A 26,344-nucleotide genomic window follows, 5' to 3' on the forward strand; every position below is an offset into this window, starting at 1 on the left:
ACCTACGTCAGGACCGCGAGCGCGTCGTCGAGTGAGACGAGGTCGGCCATCGTCACACTCCTCGTGGTGCCTCGGAGGTCTCTCGCTGCACGCGTGGCGGCGAGTGCGGTCAGCCTGCCGGTGGCCTCGGACTGTCCGGTGCCCGAGGCCTGCCGTCGCTCGCCGGTGCGTCGATTCTCGGCGACAACGTGCCAGGCCTCCGACCCGAGCGGAGGTGCCCACGTCAGCGTGCTGCGCAATTCGGGTATCCGTCCGACCAGGCCGAGTGCCGCCGTCATCGGTGCCGAGCTGAGGGTGAGATACGAGCGGATCACGCCGGGCTTGTCGTCGAGGAGGACATGGTCGGGGAAGTCCGCGCGGAGGTAGCGCCTCGTGCGCCCGTCCGGACCGGTCGCGCGGCGGCTCTCACCCAGATTGCGCACCGGCCGGCCTTCGGGTGGGCAGTGGACATCGGTGCCGACCAGACCGACCGTCCAGGCCACTGCCGCCGGGCCGTGCTTCTCACCGGCGCCGAGGAGGACGAGGACGTCAAGGTCGTCGCCGGCGTGGGAGTCGAGTGCGGCGGTCAGGATGGTGCTGAGGCCCGGCGCCAGACCGGCGCCCAGGACGACCGGTCCGACCGAGGCGGCGCGCAACTCGTCGAGGTAGGCACCGGACGCCGCGATGTCGACCAGCGGCGTCCGAGCCGTCGCGGCACCGAGGTCTGGACGTTCGATGCCGGAGGCGTTGACGACGACGTCATGTTCGGCCGCGAGGGTGCGCAGAGCCGCAAGGTCGTCGCGTAGATCGATCCGGACATCCCCGGGTGCGGTGCGACTCGTCCCGGTCACGATGTGGCCGTCCCCCTCGAGTTCGCGCCGGACAACGGCGCCCACCGCACCGCGCCCGCCGAGGAGCAGGACCCGCAGGTGCGCGCGCTCGTTCGATTCGTCCATCCGACACCACTTTCGCTGTTTCCCGATTGCCTGGAGACCATGCTCGGCGACAGCGATCGCGACCGGTGAGGACTTTTGCGGGATCTGCAAAGATGACGCCATGACCGCGGAGCTCACCGACCTGATCGATGCGATCGGCCCGCGGCTGCGCACCCTCCGGCTTGGGCGGGACCTCACGCTGACGGCGGTGGCCGAGGAGTCGGGATTGTCGATCAGCACACTCTCGCGTGTGGAGACCGGTAAACGGCAACCGACACTCGACGTCCTGCTCCCCCTCGCGAAGCTCTACCGCGTGTCCCTGGATCAACTCGTCGACGCACCGCCAACCGGTGATCCCCGCGTGCACCTCGAACCGAGGTCCATCGCGTCGGGAGGCATCATCGTCCCGCTCACCGGCTACCCGGGACGCGTGCGGGCGTTCAAGCACGTCCTGGGCCCGCGCGCGCCGCGACTGGTCACCCATGACGGGCACGCGTGGCTCTACGTGCTCGCCGGCAGACTGCGCGTGCTCCTGAACGACGACGAGCACATCCTCGAACCCGGCGAGACCGCCCAGTTCGACCCGACGACACCGCATTGGTTCGGACCGGCCGACGACAGCCCGGTCGAGATCCTGCATCTCTTCGGGCCGCACGGCGACCGCCCGGTGTCGCGCCTGGATGCACTTCCACCGCGGTGACCACGGAGTGCGCCGGAAACACGAAAGGCGACGAGCGGGCTCGTGGAGCCGCGTCGTCGCCGTCGCAGTACATCGCCGACCGATGCCGGCTTCGAGATGAACGTGGTGGAGCCTAGGAGATTCGAACTCCTGACATCTGCCTTGCAAAGGCAGCGCTCTACCAACTGAGCTAAGGCCCCGTGCCGTACCGGATCGGTTCGGCGGGATGCGAATTCCGATGTCCGAAAACATCCGTCGCAGTGGGCCTAGGAGGACTTGAACCTCCGACCTCTTCGTTATCAGCGAAGCGCTCTAACCGCCTGAGCTATAGGCCCTTGAACCGAGGAGTGAGATTACCCGACCGATGCCCCAACAAACAAAACGGCTGGTCAGGAGCTCGGTCAGTCGAGGTCGGCGAGCGTCACCTCGGCGCCGCCGACGAGGTCGGCGCAGATGTTGTAGATGTAGCTGCCGATCGTCGCCAGGGCCGTCAGCAGGATGGCGTTGATGGCCCCCAAGAGGGCCGCAGCGCCGAAGACGGTGCCCGCCCCCACGACGTCGCCACTCGTGCTCGATTCCTCGGCCATGAGCGTTCCGAAGCTGTTGTTCACCTGATCCCACACGCCCATGCCGTCGAGGATCAGATACAGCACCGCGACGGAGATCATCCAGATGAAGAAGCCGACGACCGACAGCACGGCCGCGATCTTGAACGTCGCCCACGGGTCGATCCGACGCACCTGCACCGCCGCGCGCAGCGCGGTGCCTGCGGCGAGCACCTGGCGCGGTGCCGACCGCGGCACCGACTTGCCGCCCGGCGGCTGCGAGGCCTCAGGCCGCTTCAGATCCGCGGTGTGGTGGATCTGATCGAGATCGGGCAGATCGTTCGCCGGGAGGTGTCCCCGATCGATCGTGCTCGTGGGTGACTCGACGAAGCCGGACTCCTCGGTCGCCGTCGCGGCACCCGAGCGTCGAGGACTCTCGAGTTTGGTGACCGGCGCCTGCTGGCCGCTCATGCTGGCGGCAGCGGTACCGCTGTTCGTCACGACGCCGCGCGGCGGCGGGCCGCCCGGATTGTTCTGCGGCGGGCCGCCCGGGTTGTTCTGCGGCGGGCCACTCGGACCGTTCTGCGACGGACCGCCCGGATTGCCGTCCGATCCGGGCCGGCGGGTGTCGTCACGAGTGAACGTCTCGGTCGGCGCGCCGGCCGAATCCTCGGCCGGTCCTCGCTGCCACGGAGGCACCAGTCCCCCGTTCGGGGTACCCGTCCCGGGGCCCGCCGGCCCCCCGGCGGGGCGCCCGTTCTGGTCCTGATGCGGCTCGTTCGGTGTGCTCACAGACATTCCCTCACTCAGGCGTTGCTGACGTTGCTCGCTCGGCGCCGGGTCCGAACCCACCGCTCCCCGACCCGCCGGCTGACGACGGGCCGAGAAACAGTGGTCTTCACCCTAACGCTTAGGAAGAGACCTCTGTCTCGTCCGGCTCGTCGGCGTTGCGGGCGATCGCGATGACCGTCGTTCCCTCGTCGATGTTCATCAGGCGCACACCCTTGGTCTGGCGACCGGCCTTGCGGACCGACTTCGCCGTCGTGCGGATGACGCCGCCGCCCGAGGTGATGGCGTAGAGCTCGGAGTCGTCGTCGACGATGAGGGCGCCGATCAGTTCGCCGCGCCGTCGATCGTGGGCGATCGTCAGCACACCCTTGCCGCCGCGGCCCTGCACCGGGTAGTCGTCCATGCCGGTCCGCTTGGCGTACCCACCGGAGGTCGCGACCAGGAGGTAGGTGCCGTCGCGGACGACGTTGAGCGACAGGAGCGTGTCGTCGGTGTTGAACCGCATGCCCTGGACGCCCGAGGTCTGCCGGCCCATGGGCCGCAGGGCCTCGTCGTCGGCGTGGAAGCGGATCGACTGTCCCTTCTGCGACACCAGGAGCAGATCGTCGTCGGCGCTGCACAACTGGGCGCCGACCAGTTCGTCCTCACCGCGCAGGTTGATCGCCGCGATGCCGCCGGAACGGTTCGAGTCGAAGTCGACCAGGCGCGACTTCTTGACCAGGCCGTTGCGGGTCGCGAGCACCAGGTACGGGGCATCCTCGTAGGTCTTGAGCTGGATGACCTGGGCGATGCGCTCCTCCGGCTGGAAGGCGAGGAGGTTGGCGACGTGCTGGCCGCGCGCGGTGCGGTTGGCCTCGGGCAGCTCGTAGGCCTTGGCGCGGTAGACCCGTCCCTTGGTCGTGAAGAACAGAATCCAGTCGTGGGTCGAGCACACGAAGAAGTGCTTGACGATGTCGTCCTGCTTGAGGCCGGCTCCCTGCACGCCCTTGCCGCCGCGACGCTGGCTGCGGTACAGGTCGGTCTTGGTGCGCTTGGCGTACCCGGTCTCGGTGATCGTGACGACAACGTCCTCACGCGCGATCAGATCCTCGTCGCTGACGTCGCCGTCGGCAGCGATGATCTTCGTACGACGCTCGTCGCCGTACTTGTCGACGACCTCCTTGAGCTCGTCGCGCACGATCGCGCGCTGACGCTCCGGCCGGTCGAGGATGTCCTTGTAGTCGGCGATCTCGAGTTCGATCTCGGCGAGCTCGTCGACGATCTTCTGCCGCTCCAATGCCGACAGTCGGCGCAGCTGCATCGCGAGGATGGCGTCGGCCTGGATCTCATCGATGTCGAGGAGGTCGATCAGGCCGGTGCGTGCGGTCTCGGTGTTCGCCGAGCGACGGATCAGCGCGATCACTTCGTCAAGGGCGTCAAGAGCTTTCACCAGACCGCGCAGGATGTGCGCGCGCTCCTCGGCCTTGCGCAACCGGTACCGGGTCCGACGCACGATGACGTCGATCTGATGCGCCACGTAGTAGCGGATCATCTGGTCGAGTCGCAGCGTGCGCGGCACACCGTCGACGATCGACAGCATGTTGGCGCCGAAGCTGGTCTGGAGCTGGCTGTGCTTGTACAGGTTGTTCAGCACGACCTTGGCGACGGCGTCACGACGCAGCGTCACCACGATGCGCATGCCGACGCGGTCCGAGGACTGATCCTCGATCCGGCTGATGCCCTTGAGCTTTCCCTCGTTGACCTGCTCGGCGATCGACTGGATCAGGTTGTCCGGGTTGACCTGGTACGGCAACTCGGTGACCACCAGCGTGGTGGCTCCCTTGTTCTCCTCGATGTCGACGACGCTACGCATCCGGATGCTGCCGCGACCGGTCGTGTAGGCGTCCTTGATGCCCTGGCTGCCGACGATCAGTCCGGCCGTGGGGAAGTCGGGTCCCTTGATGCACTCCATGCAGGCGGCGAGGGTGGTCTCGTCGTCGGCGTCGTGATTCTCCAGCGCCCAGAACACCGCCTCGGCAACCTCGTTGAGGTTGTGCGGAGGCATGTTGGTGGCCATGCCGACGGCGATACCGCCGGAACCATTGATCAGCAGGTTCGGGATGCGCGACGGCAGTACCGTCGGCTCATTCGTCTTGCCGTCGTAGTTGGGGACGAAATCGACTGTCTCCTCGGTGATGTCACGCAACATCTCCATGGCGAGCGGCGTGAGACGCGCCTCGGTGTACCGCATCGCGGCCGCACCGTCGTTGCCGCGCGAGCCGAAGTTGCCCTGCCCGTCGATGAGCGGGTAGCGCATCGACCACGGCTGGGCAAGCCGGACGAGGGCGTCGTAGATCGCGGTGTCGCCGTGCGGGTGATAGTTACCCATCGTCTCCGCAACGGGTTTCGCGGACTTCACATAGCTGCGGTCCGGACGGAAACCCGCGTCGAAGGACGCGTAGAGGAGACGGCGATGCACCGGCTTCAGGCCGTCGCGCACCTCGGGGAGCGCTCGCCCCACGATCACGCTCATGGCGTAATCGATGTAGCTCTTCTGCATCTCCTGCCCGAGATCGACGGGCTCGATGCGATCGCCTTCGCCTCCGGCGGGCGGCAGAGTGGTGTCAGTCATTGTGTGTTCTTTCTGCGATCACTACGAATCGAGACGATCCGTGATCAGACATCGAGGAAGCGAACGTCTTTCGCGTTGCGGGCGATGAAGCTGCGGCGGGCGGCGACGTCCTCACCCATGAGGATGGAGAACAGTTCGTCGGCGGCCGCGGCGTCGTCGAGCGTCACCTGGCGGAGCACACGCACGGCCGGATCCATCGTGGTCTCCCACAGTTCCTTGGCGTTCATCTCGCCGAGACCCTTGTAGCGCTGGATGCCGTCCTCGGTGTTGATCTTCTTGCCCGCGGCGCGGCCGGCCTCGAGCAGTCCGTCACGTTCACGGTCGGAGTAGGCGAACTCCGGCGCCGACTTCTGCCACTTGAGCTTGTACAGCGGCGGCATGGCCAGATAGACGTGACCGTGCTCGATGAGCGGTCGCATGAAGCGGAACAGCAGCGTGAGCAGCAGGGTCGAGATGTGCTGGCCGTCGACGTCGGCGTCGGCCATCAGCACGATCTTGTGATAGCGCAGCTTGCTGATGTCGAACTCGTCGTGGATGCCCGTGCCGAAGGCGGTGATGATCGACTGGACCTCGGTGTTCTTGAGAACACGGTCGATCCGTGCCTTCTCGACGTTGATGATCTTGCCGCGCAGCGGGAGGATCGCCTGGTACATCGAGTCGCGACCCGACTTCGCGCTGCCGCCTGCGGAGTCGCCCTCCACGATGTAGACCTCGCACTTGCCCGGGTCGTTGCTGCGGCAGTCGGCCAGCTTGCCCGGGAGACCACCGATGTCGGTGGCGGTCTTGCGACGCACCAGATCACGAGCGTTGCGCGCGGCCATCCGGGCCCGCTGGGATTCGACGATCTTCTTGATGATGGTCTTCGCCTCGGCCGGGTTGGCCTCCAGCCAGTGACCGAGGTGCTCGCTGCAGACCCGCTGGACGAAACCCTTGACCTCGGTGTTGCCCAGTTTGGTCTTGGTCTGGCCCTCGAACTGCGGATCGCCGACCTTCACCGAGATGACCGCCGCGAGTCCCTCACGGATGTCGTCACCCGAGAGGCGGTCTTCCTTTTTGTCCTTGATGAACTTCTTCTCCACCGCGTACTTGTTCACCGTGAGGGTCAGCGCAGCACGGAAACCCTCCTCGTGCGTACCACCCTCGTGGGTGTTGATGGTGTTGGCGAAGGTGTGCACCGATTCGGAATAGGTAGCGTTCCACTGCATCGCGACCTCGACCTCGTGACCCGTGCCCTGCCCGGTGTAGCCGATGACCGTGGTGTGGATCGACTGCTTCGTGCGGTTGAGGTGCTTGATGTAGTCGACGAGTCCGTCGGGGTAGTGGTAGGTGCGGGTCTTCGGCTTCGCCGCGGCCGCCGCCTTCTCCTCCGCGGACTTGATCTCCTCCGCGGCCTCGGTGAGGGTGCTCTCCTCGTCGCCGTCGGCGTCCCCCGGCGCTTCGATGGCCTGCGGGCGCTGATCGGTCAGCGTGATGGTGAGGCCCTTGTTCAGGAAGGCCATCTCCTGCAGACGACGCGCCACCGTCTCGGCGTTGAATCGCGTGGTCTCGGTGAAGATCTCGGGGTCCGGCCAGAACCGGACGGTGGTACCGGTCTTACGGGTCGGGCTCCCCTTCTCGAGGGCACCGGGCTTGGCGTAGTTGTAGGTCTGCTCCCAGTGGAAACCGTCGTTCTGGATCTCCAGCTCCACCTTGGTCGACAAGGCGTTGACCACCGAGATGCCGACGCCGTGCAGACCGCCCGACACCGCATAGGCGTCGGAGTCGAACTTGCCGCCGGCGTGCAGCTGGGTCATGACGACCTCGACGGTCGGGACGCCGGTCCGGTGCATGCCGGTCGGGATGCCACGACCGTCGTCGACGACCTGGACGCCGCCGTCGGCGAGCAGGGTCACGTCGACGCGGGAGGCGAAGCCGGCCATCGCCTCGTCGACGGAGTTGTCGACGACCTCCCAGATCAGGTGGTGGAGGCCTCGTTCACCGGTGGATCCGATGTACATACCGGGCCGTTTGCGAACGGCCTCCAGACCCTCGAGGATGTTGATCGAATCGGCGCCATACTCTGACGGCTTCTTCTTGTTCTTCTTCGGTCCGGTGTCGCTGGTGTCGGCCACGAGGTGCGTCCGCTCCTGTTCTGCTCATCGACGGATCAGGTGGTCTCCGGATCCGTCGTCGATCCTTGTCGACGGGGCACACGGCGGTTGCGCGCACAGGAGTACCCGGCGGGTACATCCGGGTAGCCTGGCGGCGCTGTCTGTCTGTCGTTGTGCACCCCTGTCGGGACAACTCTCCATAGTGTACTGCCTGACTCGCCCTGGAACGTGCATCCGGGGCCGCTAACAGGCCCTCAGAACGATTTTTTGGCCTCGTCCCCGGTTCGATCGTGGCTTGGGGATGGAAAACGGCCCACGAGGCTCAGCAACTAGTAATGTGTCAGCGACTCTGCTAGCGATGCGTCAGCCGTAGGTGTCGCGCGGGCCCCGGCCGCGGACATGCCGCTCACCCTTGCGCCACGACGGACCCTTCGGTCCACTGATCCGCAACGACGTGACCTGGCCGTGGCCGATGGCCGCGGCGATCTTGGCGAGGATCTGCGACTGGACGTAGCGGAGTTGTGTCGCCCACGCCGTGGACTCGGCCTGGACATGAAGTACGTTGTCGCGCAGTGCAATCGGCTGCGCGTGCGCGGCGATGTCGGAACCGACGATCTGCTCCCACATCCCGAACAGGGTGCCCTCGCCGATCTTCTCCTGCCAGCCGCGTTCTTTCGCCAGACCACCGACGAGGCGGCCGAACGGCTGCGGATCCCGTGCATCCGGTCCGGAACCGGACCAGCGCCGGCGCCCCTGGGATCCGCGCGGCACACGACGGACGGGCGAGGCCCGGCCCCGGCCGACGGACTTCCCCGCGGCTCGGGCCTGCGCGCGCGCCTCCTCCAGCGCCTTGCGAGCGCGCTCGTACCCGCCCAGTTCACCGGGCGGGGTCGGGCGCGGCGCGGGCTCGACGGGATCGGAGGATCCGGCCGGGAGATCGTCACTCATGGGTCTCCTCCCCCGCGGCCATGACATCGGCGTCTGCGTCTGCGTCGTCTCCATCATCATCGTCGTCGACGATGTGTGACCGTCGTCCCTCGCCGTCGTCGACCACGTCGACGCCGATCCGCCGGCCACCGATCTGCCCGGGAATGTCCTCGGCCACGGCAGCGGTGATGAGCAGCTGCTCGGCGTCGGCGGTGAACTCGACGAGTTGCGCGCGCCGCTTGGCGTCCAATTCGGCGAACACATCGTCGAGCATGATGACCGGCTCGACGCCCTCGGCACGGGTCAGCTCGACCGATCCCAGCCGCAGGGCCAACGCCAGCGACCACGATTCCCCGTGCGAGGCAAAGCCTTTCGCGACATCGTTGCCGAGCACGATGTCGATGTCGTCGCGGTGCGGCCCGACCAGGCACAGGCCGCGCTCGATCTCCTTGTCGCGCAACTCCGTCAGGCGCACCGCCAGCACATCGGCGATGGCCTCTGGGGTGCGCTCCTCGATCTCCGCACCACCCGCGGGACGATAGCAGAGCACGGCCGGCCGCGAATGCGGCGCGATCGAGGCGTACGAACCCGTGAAGTGGGGCTCGAGCTCGGCGAGCACCGACAACCGTGCGGCGATCACCTGACCGCCGAGATCCGCGAGCTGACCGTCCCAGACGTCGAGCGTGCTGATGACCGAATCTGCTTGTTGCCCACCACGTCTCAGTGCCGCCGCGGCAGTCTTGAGCAAAGCCGAACGCTGGCGGAGGACCCGGTCGTAGTCGGCGCGGGCCGCGGCGAAGCGGGGTCCACGCTGTGCGACGAGCTCGTCGACGAAACGTCGTCGGTCGCTCGGATCCCCACGCACCAGGGAAAGGTCCTCCGGTGCGAACAGCACCGTGCGGAGGATGCCGAGCAGGTCGCGGGGTCGTCGTGCCGGGCTCCCGTTGATGGCCGCCTTGTTGGCCCCCTCGGCGTTGATCCGCAGATCGGCGGTCAGCTCGCGACCGTCGTTCTCGACCGTCGCGATCACCGACGCCGACGCGGATCCCGCGTGGACGAGAGGCGCATCGGAACTCACCCGATGCGACCGGAGGGTCGACAGGTAGAACAGCGCCTCGAGCAGGTTCGTCTTGCCGAAGCCGTTACGGCCGGTGAAGACGGTCGGGCCGGGCGCCAGATCGAGGTCCACGGCCCGCCACGATCGGAAATCCCTCAGATGCAGCTCACGGACGAACACTAGTCGGCGTCGATCCTGGTGACGGCGAGGCCGGCGGCGGCCGTCAGCCGGGGAGGCGGACGGGCATCAACAGGTAGCTGAAGGCGCTCTCGGGAGCGACGAAGGCGCCGGACTCGTCCGCCACCGGATCCTCGCCGCTGGCCGGGCGGAGCACCGCGGGCCGGCTGGGGGTGGTGAACCCGAAGTCCACCGCGTCGGCGTTGATCGCCGACAAGCCGTCCTGCAGGTACCCGGGATTGAACGCGATCGTGAGGGGCTCACCCTGGAACGACACGGGCAGCTCTTCCTCGGCCTTACCCGCCTCGTCACCGCCAGCGGTGAGGAGCACGGATCCCTCGGAGAACTCCATCCGGACCTGTGCGCCGCGCTCGGCGACGAGGGCCACACGACGGATCGCCTCGATCAGCGGGCCGCTGTCGATGGTGGCGACGGCGGTGTGGCTGGCCGGCAGCAGCTGACGGAACTTCGGGAACTCCGCGTCGAGCAGACGGGTGGTGGTCTTCTTCGTCTCACCGAGGATGCCGAGGATGCCGTCGGAACCGATGGCCGCGCCGCCACCAAAGGCCAGCGAGACGACTCCGGTGCCCTCGGCACCAGCGGTCTTGGCGCTCTCCGAGAGCGTCTTCGCCGGGACCAGGACGGCGCCCTTGGTGTCGGGATCAGAAGGCTCCCACTGCAATTCGCGCACTGCAAGGCGGAAGCGGTCGGTTGCGGCGAGGACGACGGAGTTGCCCTCGATCTCGACGCGCACGCCGGTCAGCATGGGCAGCGTGTCGTCCTTGCCCGCCGCCACGGCCACCTGGGAGATCGCCTCGGCGAACAGTTGCGACGGGATCGTGCCGGTGATGGCGGGGACGTCGGGCAGCTGCGGGTAGTCCTCGACCGGCATCGTCGGGAGCGAGAACTTCGCGCTGCCACAGGTGATGGCGACGCGAGAACCGTCGAGAGTCACGTCGACCGGCTTGTTCGGGAGGGCTTTGGTGATGTCGGCGAGGAGCCGGCCGGAGACCAGGACCTGTCCGGGGTCGGCGACCTCGGCGCCGAGGTTCTCCTGCGCCGAGACCTCGTAGTCGAAGCCCGAGACGGTCAGGCCGGTCTCACCGACGTTGAGCACGACACAGCCGAGAACCGGGACGGGCGGACGAGACGGGAGACTGCGGGCGACCCAGGCGACGGAATCAGCGAACTCGTCACGCGCGACACGAAACTTCATGCTGGGAGGTTGCCCTTCTCTCGTTCTCGTTCCCGCCTGGATCGCCGGGTCGGCGCCGCAGTGGGTCGGCCGGCCTGGAGTGGGATCCCGCATCCGGGAGTCCCACTGTAGAACGCCGCTGCCCGGACCGGGGTGGTTGGGGGCAAGTCAGGCCCTCGTCGGGGCGATGTCCGACCGGCCCGGTCGGCACCGGTCTGTGCACAGACCTTCTTACAAAAGATTCTCTTTATAGAGGGATCCATCTCAGTAATAGGAGCTGTGGAATCTGTGGACAACCATGACATCGGGCCAGTCCGGGCGGGTGCACGCGTGTGTATGACCGGTGGAGCAACGTCGAGCGGATCCGGCCGCCGGTGTGGAGTTTCGATGTTGTTCGCGCGGCGTCCACCGTCGGTGCACATCCGGACACGGGTTATCCCAAGGATCATCCACAGCTGGTGATCATTCGTGAGCAGGGCAGACGTCGACCGGATCCGACCGCGAGACCCGCTGTTTCGGAGCCGGAGACCCTCGACCCGAGGAGCAGACTTGGCATTCGCGGGGCGCTGTCGGGGGTTGCTGTCGGGGTTGCCGACGAGGGTTGCCATTCGGGTCCACGGGAGCGGGACGAGACACCGAGGGAACCCGTGAGACGACCGCACCCCCGGGCCGTTGCCGGCTCGGGGGTGCGGGGGCCAGAGATGTGCGCCAGGGCCACAGGTACGCCGGGCCACAGACAGAGAGAAGGACGCCTCAGCCGACGGCACGCTGCTTGATGCGCGCGGTGAGTTCCTGGACGTGGTCGTACACCCGTCGCCGCTCGGCCATCTCCTTGCGGATCTTGCGTTCGGCGTACATCACTGTCGTGTGGTCGCGATCGAAGGTCTCACCGATCTTCGGCAGCGAGAGATCGGTGAGCTCCCGGCACAGATACATCGAGATCTGGCGCGCCTGAGCGATCGACCGTGTCTTACCGGGACCGCGCAGTTCTTCGAGGGAGATGTCGAAGTACTCGGCGGTGATCGCGAGGATGCTCGCCGCACTGACCTCGAGCGTCCCCGAGTTGGGCAGCAGCGCCTGGAGAACGACGTCGGCGAGGGACTTGTCGAGTGCGGCGTCGTTGAGCGAGGCGAAAGCCGTGACCCGGATCAGCGCACCTTCGAGCTCGCGGATGTTGCGTTCGATCTTCGACGCGATGAGCTCGAGGACGTCGTCGGGCACCGCGATGTTGTCCATCTGCGCCTTCTTGCGCAGGATGGCGATCCTGGTCTCCAGATCGGGCGGCTGCACGTCGGTGATCAAGCCCCACTCGAACCGAGTGCGGAGCCGATCTTCCAGTGTCGCAAGCTGTTTCGGTGGACGATCGGACGAGATGACGATCTGCTTGCTCGCGTTGTGCAGCGTGTTGAAGGTGTGGAAGAACTCTTCCTGGATACCTTCTTTGCCCACGAGGAACTGGATGTCGTCGACGAGTAGGACGTCGACGTCGCGATAGCGACGCTTGAACGCGACCCGCCGGTCGTCACGAAGTGAGTTGATGAAGTCGTTGGTGAATTCCTCGGTGGAGACGTACTTGACCCGCATACCGGGGAACAGACGCTGCGCGTAGTGCCCGGCGGCGTGCAACAGGTGCGTCTTGCCGAGACCGGACTCACCCCAGATGAACAGCGGGTTGTAGGCCCGGGCCGGGGCCTCTGACACTGCCACTGCCGAGGCATGTGCGAAGCGGTTCGACGCGCCGATGACGAAGGTGTCGAAGGTGTACTTGGGGTTGAGGTTCGCACCCGTTGCCGGTGGCGTCGACGTGGGCCGCTCGGCGAAATACGACGCCCAGTCGCCGGACGGGCGCGTGGACTCCGCCACCGGGGCCGAGGCCAACCCGGCGCCCACCGGGGCCGCGGAGTGGTCGGCGGCGGCCGGTCCACCGAGGGACCGACCTTCGGCAGCCGGCGCCTCGGGTGCCGGCTCGTCGTTGCGCGGGGTCGCGATACGGACGCCGAGGTCGACGGGTTCGTCGAGGTGACGACTCAGAACCGAGCGGATGGTCTCGCGGAGATTGCGTTCGATCTGCTCCTGGACCAGCGCCGTCGGCACGGTCAGCAGGGCGAAACCCTCGGTGAGGGTGAGGGGTCGAACCAGCGACAGCCATGCCTTCTGCTGGCGTGTCAGTGGTTCGTGGTCGCGTGCGGCTTCGTCGTCGTTGAGTTCGGCGACGACCTGCTGCCACACCTCGCCGAATGAGTCGCGGTCTGAAGTCACGGGGCTGGCCTCCTGGTCCGGAAAACTACCAGCGTTGACGAGACTGGTGACATCGGCGCCGGGAGACCGTCTCTTTCCACAGGGTTATCCACACCTGTGTACAAAGGTGACGACGAGCTGGGGACTTCGGTCTGAAGCCAGGTCCCGAGGAACTTCCTCGACGGGACGGGTGGCCGACGCTGTGAGTGAACGTAACAGAGGTCGCAGAGGGTCACAAAGCGATCGGGACGTTTGACTCGAATCTGCTGAGAATCTTGCTTTCGTGGCTCAGAACACACTGGTCGGGAGCGGTGTCGGCGGGGTGACGCCGTCGTTTGATTTGAACGCTCGGTGTCAGTAGTCTCGACTGGTCATCCAGGTTGCGGATTTGCGCGGCGATCTTTCATGTTCGCCGAGTCATCACCGACACCAGTTCGGCACCGTCCTGGATCAACAGACCAACGACAACATGTGGGTCATGCCCGGGTAACCGGTGTGTGCCCACAGGGAGCACAAGGAGTCACCGTGGCCAAGGGCAAGCGTACTTTCCAGCCGAACAACCGTCGTCGCGCACGCGTGCACGGTTTCCGTCTGCGCATGCGGACCCGCGCCGGGCGTGCCATCGTCAGCGGCCGCCGTTCCAAGGGCCGCGCGAAGCTCACCGCCTGATCGTCGGCTCTCACCGGATCCCGGTTGCGGATCCGGTCAGCTGTTCGATGACTGCGCCCCTTCATCGGATCTCACGGGGATCCGACTTCTCTCGCACCCTCAAGTCCGGTGCGCGGGTGAACAGTCGTGACTTCGTCGTCCATCTCGCGATGGTCGGTCGTCACTGGCCGGACCCTCGAGGTCTGCGTCGCGACGTGGCGATGTCCGGCGGCCCCTGGCTCGGCCTGGTCGTCAGCAAGTCCGTCGGCAACGCGGTGACGCGTCATCTCGTCGCTCGTCGTCTGCGCGCGGCGTTCGCGGGCGCGTCACATCTGCTTCCCGACGAGACCTACGTGGTCGTCCGCGCTCGTCGCAGCGCGGCAGATCGATCCAGCGACGAGCTCGCCGACCAGCTACGTGACGCGTTCACGAGCAGGCGGGTAGCCGGTCTGGCCGACGCCGTCTCGGCTCCGGCCGACGGGGCGAGGTCGCAGCGATGAGCGGCACCTCCGGCACCACGTCGTCGCCTCAGCCCCACGTCGAGTCGGCGGCGATCCACCCCGACCCGTCGATCGGACGCGGTGCTCGCCTGGTGCGCGGATTGCGTCTGCTCCCCCGCCGCACCGTCATCTTCCTCATCGAGCTGTATCGCACCTGGGTGTCCCCGATGCGCCTGCCGTCCTGCCGCTTCGAGCCCACCTGCTCGGGATACGCGGTCGAAGCACTCGACCGGCACGGCCTCCTCTACGGCTCGGTGCTGTCGATCATCCGGCTCGCCAAGTGCGGGCCGTGGCACAAACCCGGCTACGACCCGGTCCCCGAGCGCGGCTTCGGAGACCTGTGCCGCGACCTGTGGAGTGCGGTCACCGGCACACACCGACCTCGAAACCATCAGCACGCGTCCGGCGAGACGCGTGCCCTGTGAGTACAACAAGTGAGGGGTAACTGACCCGTGCTCGACTTCATCTATTACCCGGTCTCCGGGATCATGTGGGTCTGGCATTGGCTCTTCAGCCATGTCACGCCCGACTCCCCCGGTGGCGACGGGATCGCCTGGGCACTGTCGGTGGTGTTCCTCGTGTTCACCCTGCGCGCGATTCTCTACAAGCCCTTCGTGAAGCAGATCCGCACCACGAAGAAGATGCAGGAGATCAACCCGCAGCTCCAGGCGATCCGCAAGAAGTACGCCAAGGATCGGGTCAAGATGACCGAGGAGATGCAGAAGCTCCAGAAGGAGCACGGGTTCAACCCGCTGCTCGGCTGCCTTCCGATGCTGCTGCAGATCCCCGTCTTCATCGGTCTGTTCCACGTGCTGCGGTCGTTCAACCGTATGGGCACCGGCATGGGCCAGCTCGGTATGAGCGCCGCGGAGACTCGTTCGCAGGGCAACTACGTCTTCAGCGCCGAGCAGGTGCAGAACTTCCTCGACGCCCGTCTCTTCGGTGTTCCGCTGTCGTCCTACCTCGTCGAGCCGGCGACCGAGTTCCAGGCGTTCGTCGAGCCCGGGTCCCCCATCGACTTCACGCGTCCGCAGATCGCGTTCGTCGTCGTGCCGATGATGATCGTCGCCTCGATCGCGACGCACCTCAACTCGCGGGCCTCGGTGGCCCGCCAGCCGGAGGCCGCGCTCGAGAACCCGCAGACCCGGATGATGAACAACCTTGCGCTGTACATCTTCCCGATCGGCATCCTCGTCACCGGTCCGTTCTTCCCGGTCGCCATCCTCCTGTACTGGATGAGCAACAACATCTGGACCTACGGTCAGCAGCACATCGTCTTCGGGCACATCGCCAAGGAAGAAGAAGAGGCCAAGCTTCTCAAGCAGGAGAAGCTCAAGGCGAATGCGCCGAAGCCGGGCGTGCGACCCGACCGCAAGAAGCGCCCCACGGCCACGAGCGGCAACGGCGCCGAGCCGACGGGTGTGTCCCTCTCGAAGGACGGGTCCGCGGACAAGTCCGGCACCGATGGAGTCGAGCCAGAGGTGTCTGCGCCCGACGACGCAACCGCGGCAGCAGCGGACACCGGCGTGGGTGCCAAACCCAAGCCGGGCCAGAAACCCGCGCGCCCCGGCCCCGGCGCCGCACCGGGTAAGAAGCAGAACCACAACCGCGGAAGCCGTTCGACCGCCAAGCGCGGCAACAAACGCGGTGGCAAGCGTTGACCGCCCCAGACTTGTTCGATGAAGCACAGAAGTTAGGTGAATGAGATGACAGCAGAGACTGCAACTCAAGCCGGTACAGATGCCGAGGCATCGGCCGTGGCCCAGACGGAGGATCAGTCCGACGACGCCGCACAGACCGTCGCCGGTGACGGGGCTGTGGTGGAGAACGACGCCACCGAAGCGGACAACGGCGCGGACGACACCGTCGAGGCCACGTCGGGTGAGACCGACGACGCCGCGGACATCGATGACGAAGACTCGGATGACGACTCCGATGAAGACGATGACGAGGACGAGGACGACGAGGACCGTCTCGTCGAAGAAGGCGAGATCGCCGGTGACTACCTCGAGCAGCTACTTGACGTCCTCGACTTCGACGGCGACATCGACCTCGACGTCGATGGCGACCGGGCGGTCGTCAGCATCGACGGTGGCGACGATCTGACCAAGCTCGTCGGCCGCAAGGGCGAGGTCCTCGACGCGCTCCAGGAGCTGACCCGCCTCGCGGTGCAGCAGGCGACCGGCGAGCGCAGCCGCCTGATGCTCGACATCGCGCGCTGGCGCTCGGATCGCCGCGATCGGCTCGCACGCCTCGGTCGCGAGGTCGCCGAGCGGGTGCTGGCGTCCGGTGAGCGCGAGGCGCTGGATCCGATGACTCCGTTCGAGCGGAAGATCGTGCACGACGCGGTTGCCGTCGTCGACGGCGTCGTCAGCGAGAGCGAGGGCGCGGAGCCCAAGCGTCGCGTGGTGGTCCTTCCCTCCTAGTCCGCACTCCCCTCCCCCGCGGAGGCGATCAGGCCCCGACCGATGGTCGGGGCCTGATGTGTTTCCGGGACCGGACTCGCGGGGGTTGGCAGGCTGTCCTGGAGTGTTACATCGTTGTTGTTTCACGTGAAACAGGGGTGCTTCGGAAGGACGCCGAGCTCTCGTTCGTCGTTGTGATCCGGCGTCGCAAGGGACCGCGGACTGTCGAGGTTCTGCTGGGCGAGCGCTGCCCGCCGCCCGAGCGCGCTGCCCGAGCGCGCTGCCGGCGGGCTGTTGCGGGCGTTGTCCTGACACGATGCGGTGAGGTAGCCACGCCTGGGCTTCTGCGGACGGCGGCAGGGACCATCGAATTCCCCGGCACGGGTTCGTGGGCCGTGGGTGTCGCGGGAGCCGAGACTTCGGCGCGCCGGGTCAGGTGAGGATGTGTTCCGACCGCTGTAGTCGCCGCTGCCCCGTCCCCACCTGGCCAGCGTTCGTTCGCACGAACCTATGCCGCCGAACCACCTCAGGGCGGCGGCCGAATGCACGAGCCGGAACCTGCGCTGTGGATAGGTGTCCTCGGCGGGGCCGGCCCAGGTCCTGGGAGCGGTCGCGGAGCAAGGGCTTCTCGTCGGCTCGCGGGCGCGCTCGTAGAGGTCGAACGCGCGTGACTGCGGTCGGCGCGGAGGCGAGCGGTACGGTCGGTGACGCTGGTGGGCCACGCGGACAGCGTCGCGATGATCCGGGCCGCATCGCCGATCCCTCGACCGTCGGAGAGCTGCGTCCGCTCTCGAGAACCCGAGCCCCACGCTTAGCGCCGCGCGGCGAGGGCGCTGAGGGTGACCGTCTCGGTTCGCGCCGCTGATACATGCGTCACTAGATCAGGGCGGCGTGGATGTGAGCGACAGAGCTGTTCGGACCGGGACTGAGACTGAGACCGCTTCTGGCGAGGTGGCGTCCATTACGCCGTGCGATGGATCGCCTGCCCGGCTGGCTCCACCGAATAACAACGATGTTGTTTCACGTGAAACAGCGCCCGGACGTCCGATGTGTACCGACCCGACGGGCGCATAGGTTTCACGTGAAACACTAGGTACCGAGTCCCACCCGAACGGAGGCGAAGTGCCGTCTGACGCACAACCCGAGCACGAGCACGATCTGGACGCGTTGGCGGTTCCGCCGACTGCGGCCGCTGACATCTTTGGCGAGCGGTTGAGCCTGGCGGTCGACTACTGGCGAATCCTCGCGACCGATGGAATCGATCACGGCCTGATGGGTCCGCGGGAGGTACCCCGTTTGTGGGACCGGCACATCCTCAACTGTGGAGTGCTCGGCGAGCACATCTCGGACGGCGCGCGGGTGATCGACATAGGCAGCGGTGCGGGACTGCCTGGAATCCCCCTCGCCATCGCGCGCCCGGATCTGTCGGTCACGCTGATCGAACCGCTACTCCGACGCAGCACGTTCCTGGAGCGCACAATCGCGGCGCTCTCGCTCGACAATGTGGCCGTGGTCCGGGGGCGCGCTGAAGAGAAATCCGTTCGCGCCGCAGTCGGCCTGGCAGACGTGGTCACGTCTCGGGCGGTCGCTCCCCTGGAGCGACTGTCGAAGTGGTCCGGTCCCCTGGTTCGCCCGGGCGGGCAGATGATCGCGATCAAAGGTTCGTCAGCGGCCGAGGAGATCGAGCGTGACCGCGCGATCGTGGGCCGCTCTGGAATCACTGACCTGACGGTGCGCACGTGCGGTGATCGGTTCCTCGAGACGCCGACGACCGTGATCGTGGGGACGAAGAACGAACGGTCGCGGAGCGGCCGCTCCGGACGACGCTGAGGAGGCGATCGGATTGGTGTGGAGTCCGCGGAGGGCGCAGAATAGGAGGCGTTCTGTCGGCACCTCTGAAGGTGCTGCAATCGACGCTTCCGCGGCAGTGGGATCGGCGGCTCCAGCCGCCGGCGGTACTGGCGCGAGTCCTTACGAGGTCGGTCAAAGGAGTCCACGCGTGGTCGATCAAGACCCGAATGTTTCACGTGAAACCTCGGCAGGGGGCCGCCCCGGTACGGACGGACAGCCGTTCGCCGACACCCCTATCGCCATGGCTGCGGAACGCGCGAGCCAGGTCCTGACTCCGGGGGGCGCCGGGCAGCTCCCGAAACCTCCCCATACCCGAATCATGACCGTTGCCAACCAGAAGGGCGGGGTCGGAAAGACCACCACCACGGTGAACCTGGCAGCGGGTCTCGCACTTCGCGGACTCCGGGTTCTCGTCATCGACCTCGACCCGCAGGGCAACGCCAGTACCGCACTCGGCATCGATCATCGCGCGCAGGACATCGCTTCGGTGTATGAACTGCTGCTCGGTGAGGTGACGCTGAAGGAAGCGATTCAGGAGTCGCCGAGTCAGCAAGGTCTGTTCTGTGTACCGGCGACGTTGGATCTGGCCGGAGCCGAGATCGAGCTGGTCTCGCTCGTCGCCCGCGAGAACCGTCTACGTAATGCGCTCGCCGATGACATTCTCGCTGAGTTTCAGATCGACTACGTATTCATCGACTGTCCCCCATCGCTCGGGTTGCTGACCGTGAACGCGATGGTGGCCGCTCGTGAGGTCCTCATCCCGATCCAGTGCGAGTACTACGCACTTGAAGGGGTGGGACAGTTGCTGCGCAACATCGAGCTCGTGCAGGCACATCTCAACCGCGAACTCCACGTCTCCACGATCGTGCTGACGATGTACGACGGCAGGACGAAGCTGGCCGATCAGGTCGCCGAGGAAGTGCGTCGCCACTTCGGCGACAAGGTCCTGAGCACGATCATCCCCCGTAGCGTCAAGGTTTCGGAAGCACCGGGATACGGGATGACGATCATCGAATACGACCCAGGCTCCCGTGGTGCGATGAGTTACCTCGATGCGGCGCGCGAGCTGGCATTGCGCGCGTCCCGGGAAGCGTCGGCGTGACCCGGTTCGTCGACGGTTCACGTGAAACGCTGACCGAGCACCACCACCGCGAAAGGGAGTACCAATGAGCCAACGGGACACCGCTCAGCGTCGGGGCGGACTCGGTCGTGGACTGGCCGCACTGATTCCGACCGGACCGGCCGAAGACCAGTCGGACGCCCCTCGCCTCGGCAACGCTGCGGCCGATGTCGTGATCGGCAGGGGTCCGGCGGCGCCGACCGGCGACGCGAAGGACTCGTCGACCACCCCCCCGACAGCTGCGGGAACGCAACCCCTCAGCCCTGAAGAGGCGGGCGCGGTGTACCGCGAACTCCCCCCGAAGGAGATTCAGCCGAACCCGAGCCAGCCCAGAACGGTCTTCGACGACGAAGCCATGGCCGAGCTGGTGCACTCGATTCGGGAGTTCGGGCTCATGCAGCCCATCGTCGTGCGACGCCTCAAGAAGCCCACCGCCGACGGAATCGGCTATCAGATCGTTATGGGTGAGCGCCGTTGGCGGGCAAGCCAGGAGGCCGGGCTCGAGGCGATTCCCGCGATCGTCCGCGAGACACCTGACGGCGACATGCTGCGGGACGCATTGCTCGAGAACATTCATCGAGCACAGCTCAACCCCCTCGAAGAAGCGGCGGCCTATCAACAGCTGCTCGAGGAGTTCGGCGTCACGCACGAGGAGCTGGCTACTCGCCTTGGCCGCTCCCGGCCACTCATCAGCAACATGATCCGTTTGCTCAAACTGCCGATCCCGGTCCAACGACGTGTTGCCGCGGGGGTGTTGTCGGCCGGCCACGCCCGTGCACTCCTCTCCCTCGAGACCGGGAGCGACGCGCAGGAGGCACTCGCCGCGCGAATCGTCGCCGAAGGTCTGTCGGTACGGGCGACGGAAGAAGCCGTGACGCTAGCCAACCGTGGAGATGGGCCCGACGCCAAGTCACCGACTGCACCGAAACGCCGTCCGATGCAGATGCCGGGACTGCAGGATCTCGCGGAGAGACTGTCCGACAGTCTGGACACCAGGGTTACAGTCAGTCTAGGGAAGAGAAAAGGCAAGATCGTGGTGGAGTTCGGCTCGGTCGACGACCTGGAACGCATCGTCCAGTTCATCGATCCGAAGAAGTGAACTCAGGCGCGAGATTTTCGGTACCACCTAGACGCGGAAGTAATGTCACTGTGACGATAGACGAACCCGACGGGCACATTCCCATCGAAAGGTGTTGTTGCTCAGACACTTTGGTGGTCTCGGGCGCGTTCACCCGGAGTGCGCTGACATGAGTGTGTCCGTCACCCGCTTGGATCTGGAATCTTTCGCCTCACTCCCCCAGCACACTCGCAAATGTGTCTTCTGGGAAGTCGAGCCGGCGACCGAGACCAATCGTGCCGCAGGAATGACGGCGGCGGGCTTCAGCGACTTCGAGCCATACGAGAGCGAGTTCGACAAGGAAGCGTGGATCTCGGGTCTGCTCCTCGACTGGGGTGCCTGCGGTCAGGTCGCGATCGAGTCCGGTACGAACAGTGTCGTCGGCACAGCGTTCTACGCACCCCCGAATCGAGTTCCTCGATCACAGCACTTCCCCACCTCGCCGGTCAGTCACGACGCAGTGCTGCTCACCAGCATCCGTACCGAGCCCGGTTACGACGAGGTGGCGACGATCCTGCTGGACGCGGTACTGGGCGATCTCATCCGACGCGGTGTCCGTGCGGTCGAATCATTCGGACTGGTGCGGAACGGCACGGGCACCGACCTGTTCGAATCAGTCGGCGGTGCGGCAGGACTGGCGGATGAGGTCGAGTTCTGGTCGGATGAGGCCATCGCCGAAGTCACGCGCGAGATCCTCGACGACCCGCAATCCGATCTCTGCACGTCCTGTATGAACGATGCGTCGTTCCTGAAGGACTCCGGATTCGACGTCGTGTCGTCGCACCAGCGGTTCCCGCGTTTCCGGCTCGAGCTCGACGAGGGTCTCGGCTGGAAGTTCGAGGTCGAGAGTGCGCTGCAGAAGCTGGTGGTCATGGCCCAGATCGATCTGGCCGGCCGGCAGCAGACGGCGGTCCCGGTGGGAACCGGGCCGCGTCCGATCAGCGAGCGCCGTTCTCCGCTGCCAGCAGATCTGCGAAAGTGTAGGTGCCCGTAGGACGATCGTCCTGGTCGAGCAGGTACAGACGTTTCACGGCGACGACGATGGCGTCGGCGATCACGTTGCGCCAGTTTGAATCCCCAAGCACCGCAGCGTCGTCGGGGTTGGTGATGTATCCGATGTCGATGAGGGCGACGGGCATCTTCGTGAGTCGCAGGAGGTCCCAGGTGCGCTCGTGGCTTCGACAGTCCGTCAACGGTGTCCGCGCCGCGATCTCGCGCTGGATGAAGCCGGCGAGGTTACGGCCGATCGTCGAATAAGAGTTGTTGTTGCCGAAGTAGAACGACGCGACGCCGTTGGCGCGCGTATTCCGGTAGTGCCCACACCGCAGCGAGATCATCAGGTCGGCGTCCATCAGGTTGGCGACACGAGCACGCTCGTCGTCTCCGGGACGTCCACGCCCGTCGTGGGAGAGGAACGTCTGCATCCCCGTGGCGGCCATGCGGCCTTCGAGGCGAGCACCCAGGTCCCAGAGCAGTTCGGACTCGCGGTCGGCGACCTCATCGGTCGACAGCGCGTGAAGTCCGCCGGATCCGGGGTCGATGAGAATCCGCTTGCCGGACAACTGGGGACCGGATCGTCGGACATGCTCTTCCTCGCGGATGGCGTAGGGAGAACCACCGGTCACTCGCGTACCGAGACGCTCGAGCGAGCGCAGCGTGGCCGGGCCGCAGATCCCGTCGGAGGCGAGACCGTACTCGCTCTGGTACAGGCACACGGCGTTGTGCGTCGTCAGCCCGAAGATGCCGTCGACGAGAGAGGTGAAGTAGCCGAGATTCTGCAGCCGGCTCTGCAGGGTGGCGACGTCGTCGCCGACCATGGGCGCCGACAGCTGATACGACAGCACACGGGCTCCGAGACGGTAGGACGCCTCACGCAGAACCCGATAGGTCGCCGGCCCGACGATGCCGTCGACGATCAGGCCGCGTTCCTGCTGAAATGCACGGACAGCCCGGTCACAGGCTTCGTCGAAGACGGCGTCGGGCGGATTCCACCCGTTCGTCGTACTGCCGTTTGTGGCGCTCGAGGTTCCGTCGGCGGGCAACAGTCCGCGTCCGACCAAGATGGCGCGGATCTCGGCTACCGCCGAGCCGTGATCACCAAGTCGGAACACTGGCATCTCGTCACCCCTCGTACGAATCGCGGCAGGTGCGGTTCTGCGCGATGTGCGATGTACGCGAAGCGGTACACCGGTCAAACGTCAGCCTGCATTCTCGCAGCTGGACTTCACTACACCAAACTGCCCGTGGTCGGATCGTCCCGGCTCAGAGCACAGGGGTCTCCCGTCGAGACCACGGCCGACACTACCAACGCGAACAGTCCGCGGGTGGAACGGCAGCGTCGTTCACCCGTCGGACTGTCGCGACGATATGGAGATAACGGCAGGTCGTCAGGCCGACTGGCCGACGATCGAATCCAGCTCTCGGAGCAGGGCGGCCTTGCCCTTGGCGCCGACGATCGTCTTCACCGGCTGACCCTTGTCGAACAGGATCATGGTCGGTATCGACATGATCTGGAAATCACGCGCGGTCGACGGGCTCTCGTCGACATCGAGCTTGGCGACGGTCAGTTTGTCGGCGTGGTCACGCGCGATCTCCTCGAGGACCGGAGCGACCATGCGGCAGGGTCCGCACCAGGTGGCCCAGAAGTCCACCAGGACCGGCTTGTCGGCGCCCAGAACGGCGTCCTTGAACGTGGTGTCGGTGACTGCAACGGTGTTTGCACCCATGATGTGACCTCCTTGGTCGAACCGGGCTGTGATGCCCGGGTGGAATGTGGTGTGACGGCTCAGGCGTGTGCCTGAACTGCGTCGATCTCGGAAACGGCGGCCGCTTCGGCATCGTCGACGGTGAGGTCGGCCGCTTCACCCTGCTCGGCCAGCCAGCGCTCGGCGTCGATGGCGGCCGAACATCCACTGCCCGCGGCGGTGATGGCCTGGCGGTACGTGTGGTCGACGAGGTCGCCCGCGGCGAACACGCCGGGCAGGGAGGTGAGCGTCGTACGTCCCTGAACCAGGACGTAGCCCTCGGGATCCAGATCGACCTGCCCGCGGACCAGCTCGCTGCGCGGATCGTGGCCGATCGCGACGAACATGCCGGTCACGTCGAGAGTGCTGACCTCACCGGTCCGCGTGTCCTCGACCTTCAGGCCGGACACCGACCCGTCGCCGACGACGGAGTGGACGGCGGCGTTGGTGACGAAGCGGATCTTGTCGTTGGCGCGTGCGCGCTCGAGCATGATCTTCGATGCCCGGAACTCGTCGCGGCGGTGGACCAGGGTGACGCTTCGCGCGAACTTGGTGAGGAAGGTGGCCTCTTCCATCGCCGAGTCGCCACCGCCGATGACGGCGATGTCCTGGTCCTTGAAGAAGAATCCGTCACAGGTCGCACACGCCGACACTCCGCGCCCGAGGAGCTGCTGCTCCCCCTCGACGCCGAGGTAGCGTGCCGCGGCACCCATGGCGAGGATGATCGCGCGGGCCCGGTAGACCTCGCCGCCGACCTCGACCTCCTTGATCCGGCCGGACAGCCGAACGGTGTCCACGTCCTCCATGCGCAGGTCGGCGCCGAAACGGATCGCCTGTTCGCGCATCTCGTCCATCAATGCGGGACCCTGGATACCGGTCTGGAACCCGGGGAAATTCTCCACCTCGGTGGTCGTCATCAGGGCGCCGCCGAACTGGGTGCCCTCGAAGACGATGGGAGATAGCTCGGCGCGCGCGGCGTAGATCGCTGCGGTGTACCCGGCAGGACCAGATCCGATGATGATCAACTCGTGGATCTGCTGGGTCTCTGGCTGGCTCACTTGTCCTCCGTGCTGTGGGTTGAGCGAGACCCGCCCAGTCGAGGCGGGTCACGGCTGCTTCAACACCAGGGTAAGCGGAGATGTTCCCAGGGACGCGCTACGTACCCCGGCCGGTCCGCCCCCAGCGTGTGGACGCATCGGTCACCCGCCGACGATGCCGCGCGAGATCAGCGCCGGGCTTCCGAGGTCACAGTCGAGGCCGACGATCAGTGCGTCGAACCGTCCCGCGATGCCGGTCGAGAGGAGGATCGCCGCGGCCCCGGAACCGTCGACGACGATGCGCCCGGAACCCACGATCACGACATCGGCCGGGACACGATGGGCGGCGGTACAGCGGCGGAGCGCCTCGACGGACCCGAATGGTGCGCCATCGGTCCGGCCGAGAACCGCGAGTGCGACCGCGACGTCGGCGGGCCCGCTCCCGGCCGGGGCCGACGACGACTGTGCTCGAGGTGTCCGGTCGGGAGTCGCGTCGGAATCCGAGACCAGCCGCAGGACTCCGAGGGACCCGGCCGCCACGACGACGACCGCGGCGGCGGCCACGAGCATGCGGGTGGCCGTTCGGCGGTGGGTGCGTGCGGACGGATCGACGCTCCGGCGCCCGCGGCGTGCGGCGGCCAGGTCGACCGGTGCGGGTGCCTCTCGTCCCAGCGCGGCGAGAGCGGCCGCGACGTCGTCACGCACGTTGTCGGGAACGGGAGCCGGCGCCGGTCCGGCGGCGCGCAGGTCGAGGGCGGTGCGGTCCAGGGCGGCCAGGATCGATTGCGCAGCAGGGTCATCCGCGATCTTGGAACGAATGTGGGCCGCCACGTGGTCGGGCAGCGCACCGGCGTGGAGGTCGGCGAGAATGTCCGCCGAGTACGGCGGATCGGGCAGATCACTCGTCTCGTGGTCATCGGGTCCCCGAGGGGTCATGGTGTCAGTCTTCCATTCCTGGGGTCGCGGGCGTTCGTGGTGTTCGCGTCGGGTCGGCGTCGGATACTTGGACGCGTGCCGCCCCGATTCGGTTCCCCCGTGATCGCGATCGGCCGGATCGCGTCGACGCCGTCCGGTGGTGCCGGTCAACCCTCACGCAGATGGCCGAGGACTTGCGCGAGCTTGAGACGGCCACGCGCGCATCGACTCTTGATCGTGCCCTCGGCGACCCCCAGGATCGTCGCCGCCTCCGCGACCGTGTAGCCCTCGATGTCGACGGCGACGATGGCCGCTCGCTGGCCTTCCGGGAGGACGTGCAGGGCACGCCCGATCGACACCGACAGGTCGACCGCGGCGATGTCGTCGGTGGTGGCGGCGATCGACGCCACATCCCACTCCGGGAGCGGCACGGTCCTGCGAACCCGGTTGCGACGGATGCGATCGAGCCCGGCATTCACGACGATTCGATGGAGCCAGCTCGTCACCTTGGCATCGGACCGGAAGTCGTGCGCGGTCCGGTGGGCGGCGAACAGGGCGTCCTGCAGGGCGTCGGCGGCATCCTCGGGATTCTGGCTCGTCCGCAACGCCACGGACCACAGGTACTCGAGGTGTCGGTTGATCAGATCGGAGAAGGCGTGTGGGTCACCGGCGAGGTGGGCATGCAGGAGTTGCTCGTCGGTACGCGTGTCGGTCGCGTCGTTCCCCCCGGGCATGGGCTGAGAGTAATGGAGCCGACATCGGGTCATCCGATGGAGCGACGCCTG

The 26,344-nt window shown here is 66.6% G+C and carries 23 protein-coding genes, 2 tRNA genes and 1 pseudogene; 10 read left to right on the forward strand and 16 right to left on the reverse strand.

All coding sequences use genetic code 11. The features are described from left to right. Positions 1-2: 2 nt before the first annotated feature. Positions 3-935 (reverse strand): saccharopine dehydrogenase, encoded by a 933-nt coding sequence (locus AMD30_RS16355; RefSeq protein ID WP_010843048.1) that lies wholly within the window; start codon positions 933-935, stop codon positions 3-5. 100 nt (positions 936-1,035) lie between these two features. Here AMD30_RS16355 and AMD30_RS16360 point away from each other — a divergent pair, with 100 nt between their 5' ends. Next, complete coding sequence (locus AMD30_RS16360) at positions 1,036-1,614, forward strand: helix-turn-helix domain-containing protein (RefSeq protein WP_055476357.1); 579 nt, start codon at positions 1,036-1,038, stop codon at positions 1,612-1,614. 103 nt (positions 1,615-1,717) lie between these two features. Here AMD30_RS16360 and AMD30_RS16365 read toward each other — a convergent pair. The 9 genes from AMD30_RS16365 to dnaA form a co-directional block, all read right to left on the reverse strand. Further along, positions 1,718-1,793 (reverse strand) — tRNA-Ala (locus tag AMD30_RS16365). A 61-nt stretch (positions 1,794-1,854) separates the two neighbouring features. Then, a tRNA-Ile gene (locus AMD30_RS16370) sits at positions 1,855-1,928 on the reverse strand. 66 nt (positions 1,929-1,994) lie between these two features. Then, on the reverse strand, positions 1,995-2,930 hold the full coding sequence (locus AMD30_RS16375; RefSeq protein WP_055476358.1) for a DUF3566 domain-containing protein: 936 nt from the start codon (positions 2,928-2,930) through the stop codon (positions 1,995-1,997). A gap of 118 nt (positions 2,931-3,048) precedes the next feature. Then, complete coding sequence (gene gyrA / locus AMD30_RS16380; RefSeq protein WP_010843052.1) at positions 3,049-5,538, reverse strand: DNA gyrase subunit A; 2,490 nt, start codon at positions 5,536-5,538, stop codon at positions 3,049-3,051. Positions 5,539-5,582: 44 nt separating this feature from the next. Then, positions 5,583-7,649 carry a DNA topoisomerase (ATP-hydrolyzing) subunit B gene (gene gyrB / locus AMD30_RS16385; RefSeq protein WP_055476359.1) on the reverse strand — a complete coding sequence of 689 codons (2,067 nt, stop codon included), beginning with the start codon at positions 7,647-7,649 and terminating at the stop codon, positions 5,583-5,585. Between the two features lie 342 nt (positions 7,650-7,991). Further along, on the reverse strand, positions 7,992-8,576 hold the full coding sequence (locus AMD30_RS16390) for a DUF721 family protein (protein WP_010843054.1): 585 nt from the start codon (positions 8,574-8,576) through the stop codon (positions 7,992-7,994). Continuing rightward, positions 8,569-9,792 carry a DNA replication/repair protein RecF gene (gene recF, locus AMD30_RS16395; protein ID WP_055476360.1) on the reverse strand — a complete coding sequence of 408 codons (1,224 nt, stop codon included), beginning with the start codon at positions 9,790-9,792 and terminating at the stop codon, positions 8,569-8,571. The genes AMD30_RS16390 and recF overlap by 8 nt, the downstream gene beginning before the upstream one ends. 43 nt (positions 9,793-9,835) lie before the next feature. Then, positions 9,836-11,005 carry a DNA polymerase III subunit beta gene (gene dnaN, locus AMD30_RS16400; protein WP_010843056.1) on the reverse strand — a complete coding sequence of 390 codons (1,170 nt, stop codon included), beginning with the start codon at positions 11,003-11,005 and terminating at the stop codon, positions 9,836-9,838. A gap of 732 nt (positions 11,006-11,737) precedes the next feature. Continuing rightward, a complete protein-coding gene (dnaA, locus tag AMD30_RS16405; protein WP_055476361.1) occupies positions 11,738-13,243 on the reverse strand; it encodes a chromosomal replication initiator protein DnaA in 1,506 nt (501 codons plus the stop codon). 504 nt (positions 13,244-13,747) lie between these two features. On the opposite strand from dnaA, the gene rpmH reads away from it, so the two are divergent. The 5 genes from rpmH to AMD30_RS16430 are packed head-to-tail and all read left to right on the forward strand — an operon-like array spanning position 13,748 to position 16,796. Next, the gene (gene rpmH / locus AMD30_RS16410; RefSeq protein ID WP_004020968.1) at positions 13,748-13,891 is read left to right on the forward strand and encodes a 50S ribosomal protein L34; all 144 of its coding nucleotides are present in this window, start codon (positions 13,748-13,750) and stop codon (positions 13,889-13,891) included. 47 nt (positions 13,892-13,938) lie between these two features. Next, positions 13,939-14,370, forward strand: coding sequence for a ribonuclease P protein component (gene rnpA, locus AMD30_RS16415; RefSeq protein WP_010843058.1), 432 nt, complete (start codon positions 13,939-13,941; stop codon positions 14,368-14,370). Then, positions 14,367-14,795 (forward strand): membrane protein insertion efficiency factor YidD, encoded by a 429-nt coding sequence (gene yidD / locus AMD30_RS16420; protein WP_055476362.1) that lies wholly within the window; start codon positions 14,367-14,369, stop codon positions 14,793-14,795. The genes rnpA and yidD overlap by 4 nt, the downstream gene beginning before the upstream one ends. A gap of 27 nt (positions 14,796-14,822) precedes the next feature. Beyond that, on the forward strand, positions 14,823-16,031 hold the full coding sequence (gene yidC, locus AMD30_RS16425) for a membrane protein insertase YidC (protein WP_055476363.1): 1,209 nt from the start codon (positions 14,823-14,825) through the stop codon (positions 16,029-16,031). Between the two features lie 45 nt (positions 16,032-16,076). Beyond that, positions 16,077-16,796: a Jag family protein gene (locus tag AMD30_RS16430; protein WP_055476364.1), complete on the forward strand. Its 720-nt coding sequence runs from the start codon at positions 16,077-16,079 to the stop codon at positions 16,794-16,796. A 617-nt stretch (positions 16,797-17,413) separates the two neighbouring features. On the opposite strand, the pseudogene AMD30_RS25500 reads toward AMD30_RS16430, so the two are convergent. Continuing rightward, a pseudogene (locus tag AMD30_RS25500) lies at positions 17,414-17,529 on the reverse strand (carbon-nitrogen hydrolase family protein); the annotation flags it as partial. A 368-nt stretch (positions 17,530-17,897) separates the two neighbouring features. On the opposite strand from AMD30_RS25500, the gene rsmG reads away from it, so the two are divergent. The 4 genes from rsmG (at position 17,898) to AMD30_RS16450 (ending at position 21,857) form a co-directional block, all read left to right on the forward strand. Then, positions 17,898-18,605, forward strand: a complete 708-nt coding sequence (gene rsmG / locus AMD30_RS16435; protein WP_055476365.1) for a 16S rRNA (guanine(527)-N(7))-methyltransferase RsmG — start codon at positions 17,898-17,900, stop codon at positions 18,603-18,605. 169 nt (positions 18,606-18,774) lie between these two features. After that, complete coding sequence (locus AMD30_RS16440; RefSeq protein WP_035717512.1) at positions 18,775-19,728, forward strand: ParA family protein; 954 nt, start codon at positions 18,775-18,777, stop codon at positions 19,726-19,728. A gap of 64 nt (positions 19,729-19,792) precedes the next feature. After that, positions 19,793-20,845: a ParB/RepB/Spo0J family partition protein gene (locus AMD30_RS16445; RefSeq protein WP_010843064.1), complete on the forward strand. Its 1,053-nt coding sequence runs from the start codon at positions 19,793-19,795 to the stop codon at positions 20,843-20,845. A 148-nt stretch (positions 20,846-20,993) separates the two neighbouring features. Continuing rightward, positions 20,994-21,857: a hypothetical protein gene (locus tag AMD30_RS16450; RefSeq protein ID WP_010843065.1), complete on the forward strand. Its 864-nt coding sequence runs from the start codon at positions 20,994-20,996 to the stop codon at positions 21,855-21,857. Here the strand turns inward: AMD30_RS16450 and AMD30_RS16455 are convergent. From AMD30_RS16455 to sigM, 5 genes are all read right to left on the reverse strand, one after another. Further along, positions 21,802-22,980, reverse strand: a complete 1,179-nt coding sequence (locus tag AMD30_RS16455) for an N-acetylmuramoyl-L-alanine amidase (protein ID WP_055476366.1) — start codon at positions 22,978-22,980, stop codon at positions 21,802-21,804. The two genes, AMD30_RS16450 and AMD30_RS16455, sit on opposite strands and share 56 nt — an antisense overlap. Positions 22,981-23,250: 270 nt before the next feature. Next, positions 23,251-23,589 (reverse strand): thioredoxin, encoded by a 339-nt coding sequence (trxA, locus tag AMD30_RS16460; protein ID WP_010843067.1) that lies wholly within the window; start codon positions 23,587-23,589, stop codon positions 23,251-23,253. 59 nt (positions 23,590-23,648) lie between these two features. Then, positions 23,649-24,665 (reverse strand): thioredoxin-disulfide reductase, encoded by a 1,017-nt coding sequence (gene trxB / locus AMD30_RS16465; protein WP_055476367.1) that lies wholly within the window; start codon positions 24,663-24,665, stop codon positions 23,649-23,651. 141 nt (positions 24,666-24,806) lie between these two features. Continuing rightward, complete coding sequence (locus AMD30_RS16470) at positions 24,807-25,580, reverse strand: hypothetical protein (RefSeq protein WP_055476382.1); 774 nt, start codon at positions 25,578-25,580, stop codon at positions 24,807-24,809. Between the two features lie 146 nt (positions 25,581-25,726). Continuing rightward, a complete protein-coding gene (gene sigM / locus AMD30_RS16475) occupies positions 25,727-26,293 on the reverse strand; it encodes an RNA polymerase sigma factor SigM (protein ID WP_055476368.1) in 567 nt (188 codons plus the stop codon). Between the last annotated feature and the right edge of the window lie 51 nt (positions 26,294-26,344).

Origin of the sequence: Gordonia sp. HS-NH1, assembly GCF_001418765.1 — a bacterium.
Taxonomy (GTDB): Bacteria; Actinomycetota; Actinomycetes; order Mycobacteriales; family Mycobacteriaceae; genus Gordonia.

Coding starts and splice junctions, on each gene's coding strand:
- AMD30_RS16355 (WP_010843048.1), bottom strand. CDS start 935: ATGGACGAATCGAACGAGCGCGCGCACCTGCGGGTCCTGCTCCTCGGC.
- AMD30_RS16360 (WP_055476357.1), top strand. CDS start 1,036: ATGACCGCGGAGCTCACCGACCTGATCGATGCGATCGGCCCGCGGCTG.
- gyrA (WP_010843052.1), bottom strand. CDS start 5,538: ATGACTGACACCACTCTGCCGCCCGCCGGAGGCGAAGGCGATCGCATC.
- AMD30_RS16390 (WP_010843054.1), bottom strand. CDS start 8,576: ATGAGTGACGATCTCCCGGCCGGATCCTCCGATCCCGTCGAGCCCGCG.
- dnaN (WP_010843056.1), bottom strand. CDS start 11,005: ATGAAGTTTCGTGTCGCGCGTGACGAGTTCGCTGATTCCGTCGCCTGG.
- rnpA (WP_010843058.1), top strand. CDS start 13,939: ATGACTGCGCCCCTTCATCGGATCTCACGGGGATCCGACTTCTCTCGC.
- yidD (WP_055476362.1), top strand. CDS start 14,367: ATGAGCGGCACCTCCGGCACCACGTCGTCGCCTCAGCCCCACGTCGAG.
- AMD30_RS16430 (WP_055476364.1), top strand. CDS start 16,077: ATGACAGCAGAGACTGCAACTCAAGCCGGTACAGATGCCGAGGCATCG.
- AMD30_RS16445 (WP_010843064.1), top strand. CDS start 19,793: ATGAGCCAACGGGACACCGCTCAGCGTCGGGGCGGACTCGGTCGTGGA.
- AMD30_RS16450 (WP_010843065.1), top strand. CDS start 20,994: ATGAGTGTGTCCGTCACCCGCTTGGATCTGGAATCTTTCGCCTCACTC.
- AMD30_RS16455 (WP_055476366.1), bottom strand. CDS start 22,980: ATGCCAGTGTTCCGACTTGGTGATCACGGCTCGGCGGTAGCCGAGATC.
- trxA (WP_010843067.1), bottom strand. CDS start 23,589: ATGGGTGCAAACACCGTTGCAGTCACCGACACCACGTTCAAGGACGCC.
- AMD30_RS16470 (WP_055476382.1), bottom strand. CDS start 25,580: ATGACCCCTCGGGGACCCGATGACCACGAGACGAGTGATCTGCCCGAT.
- sigM (WP_055476368.1), bottom strand. CDS start 26,293: ATGCCCGGGGGGAACGACGCGACCGACACGCGTACCGACGAGCAACTC.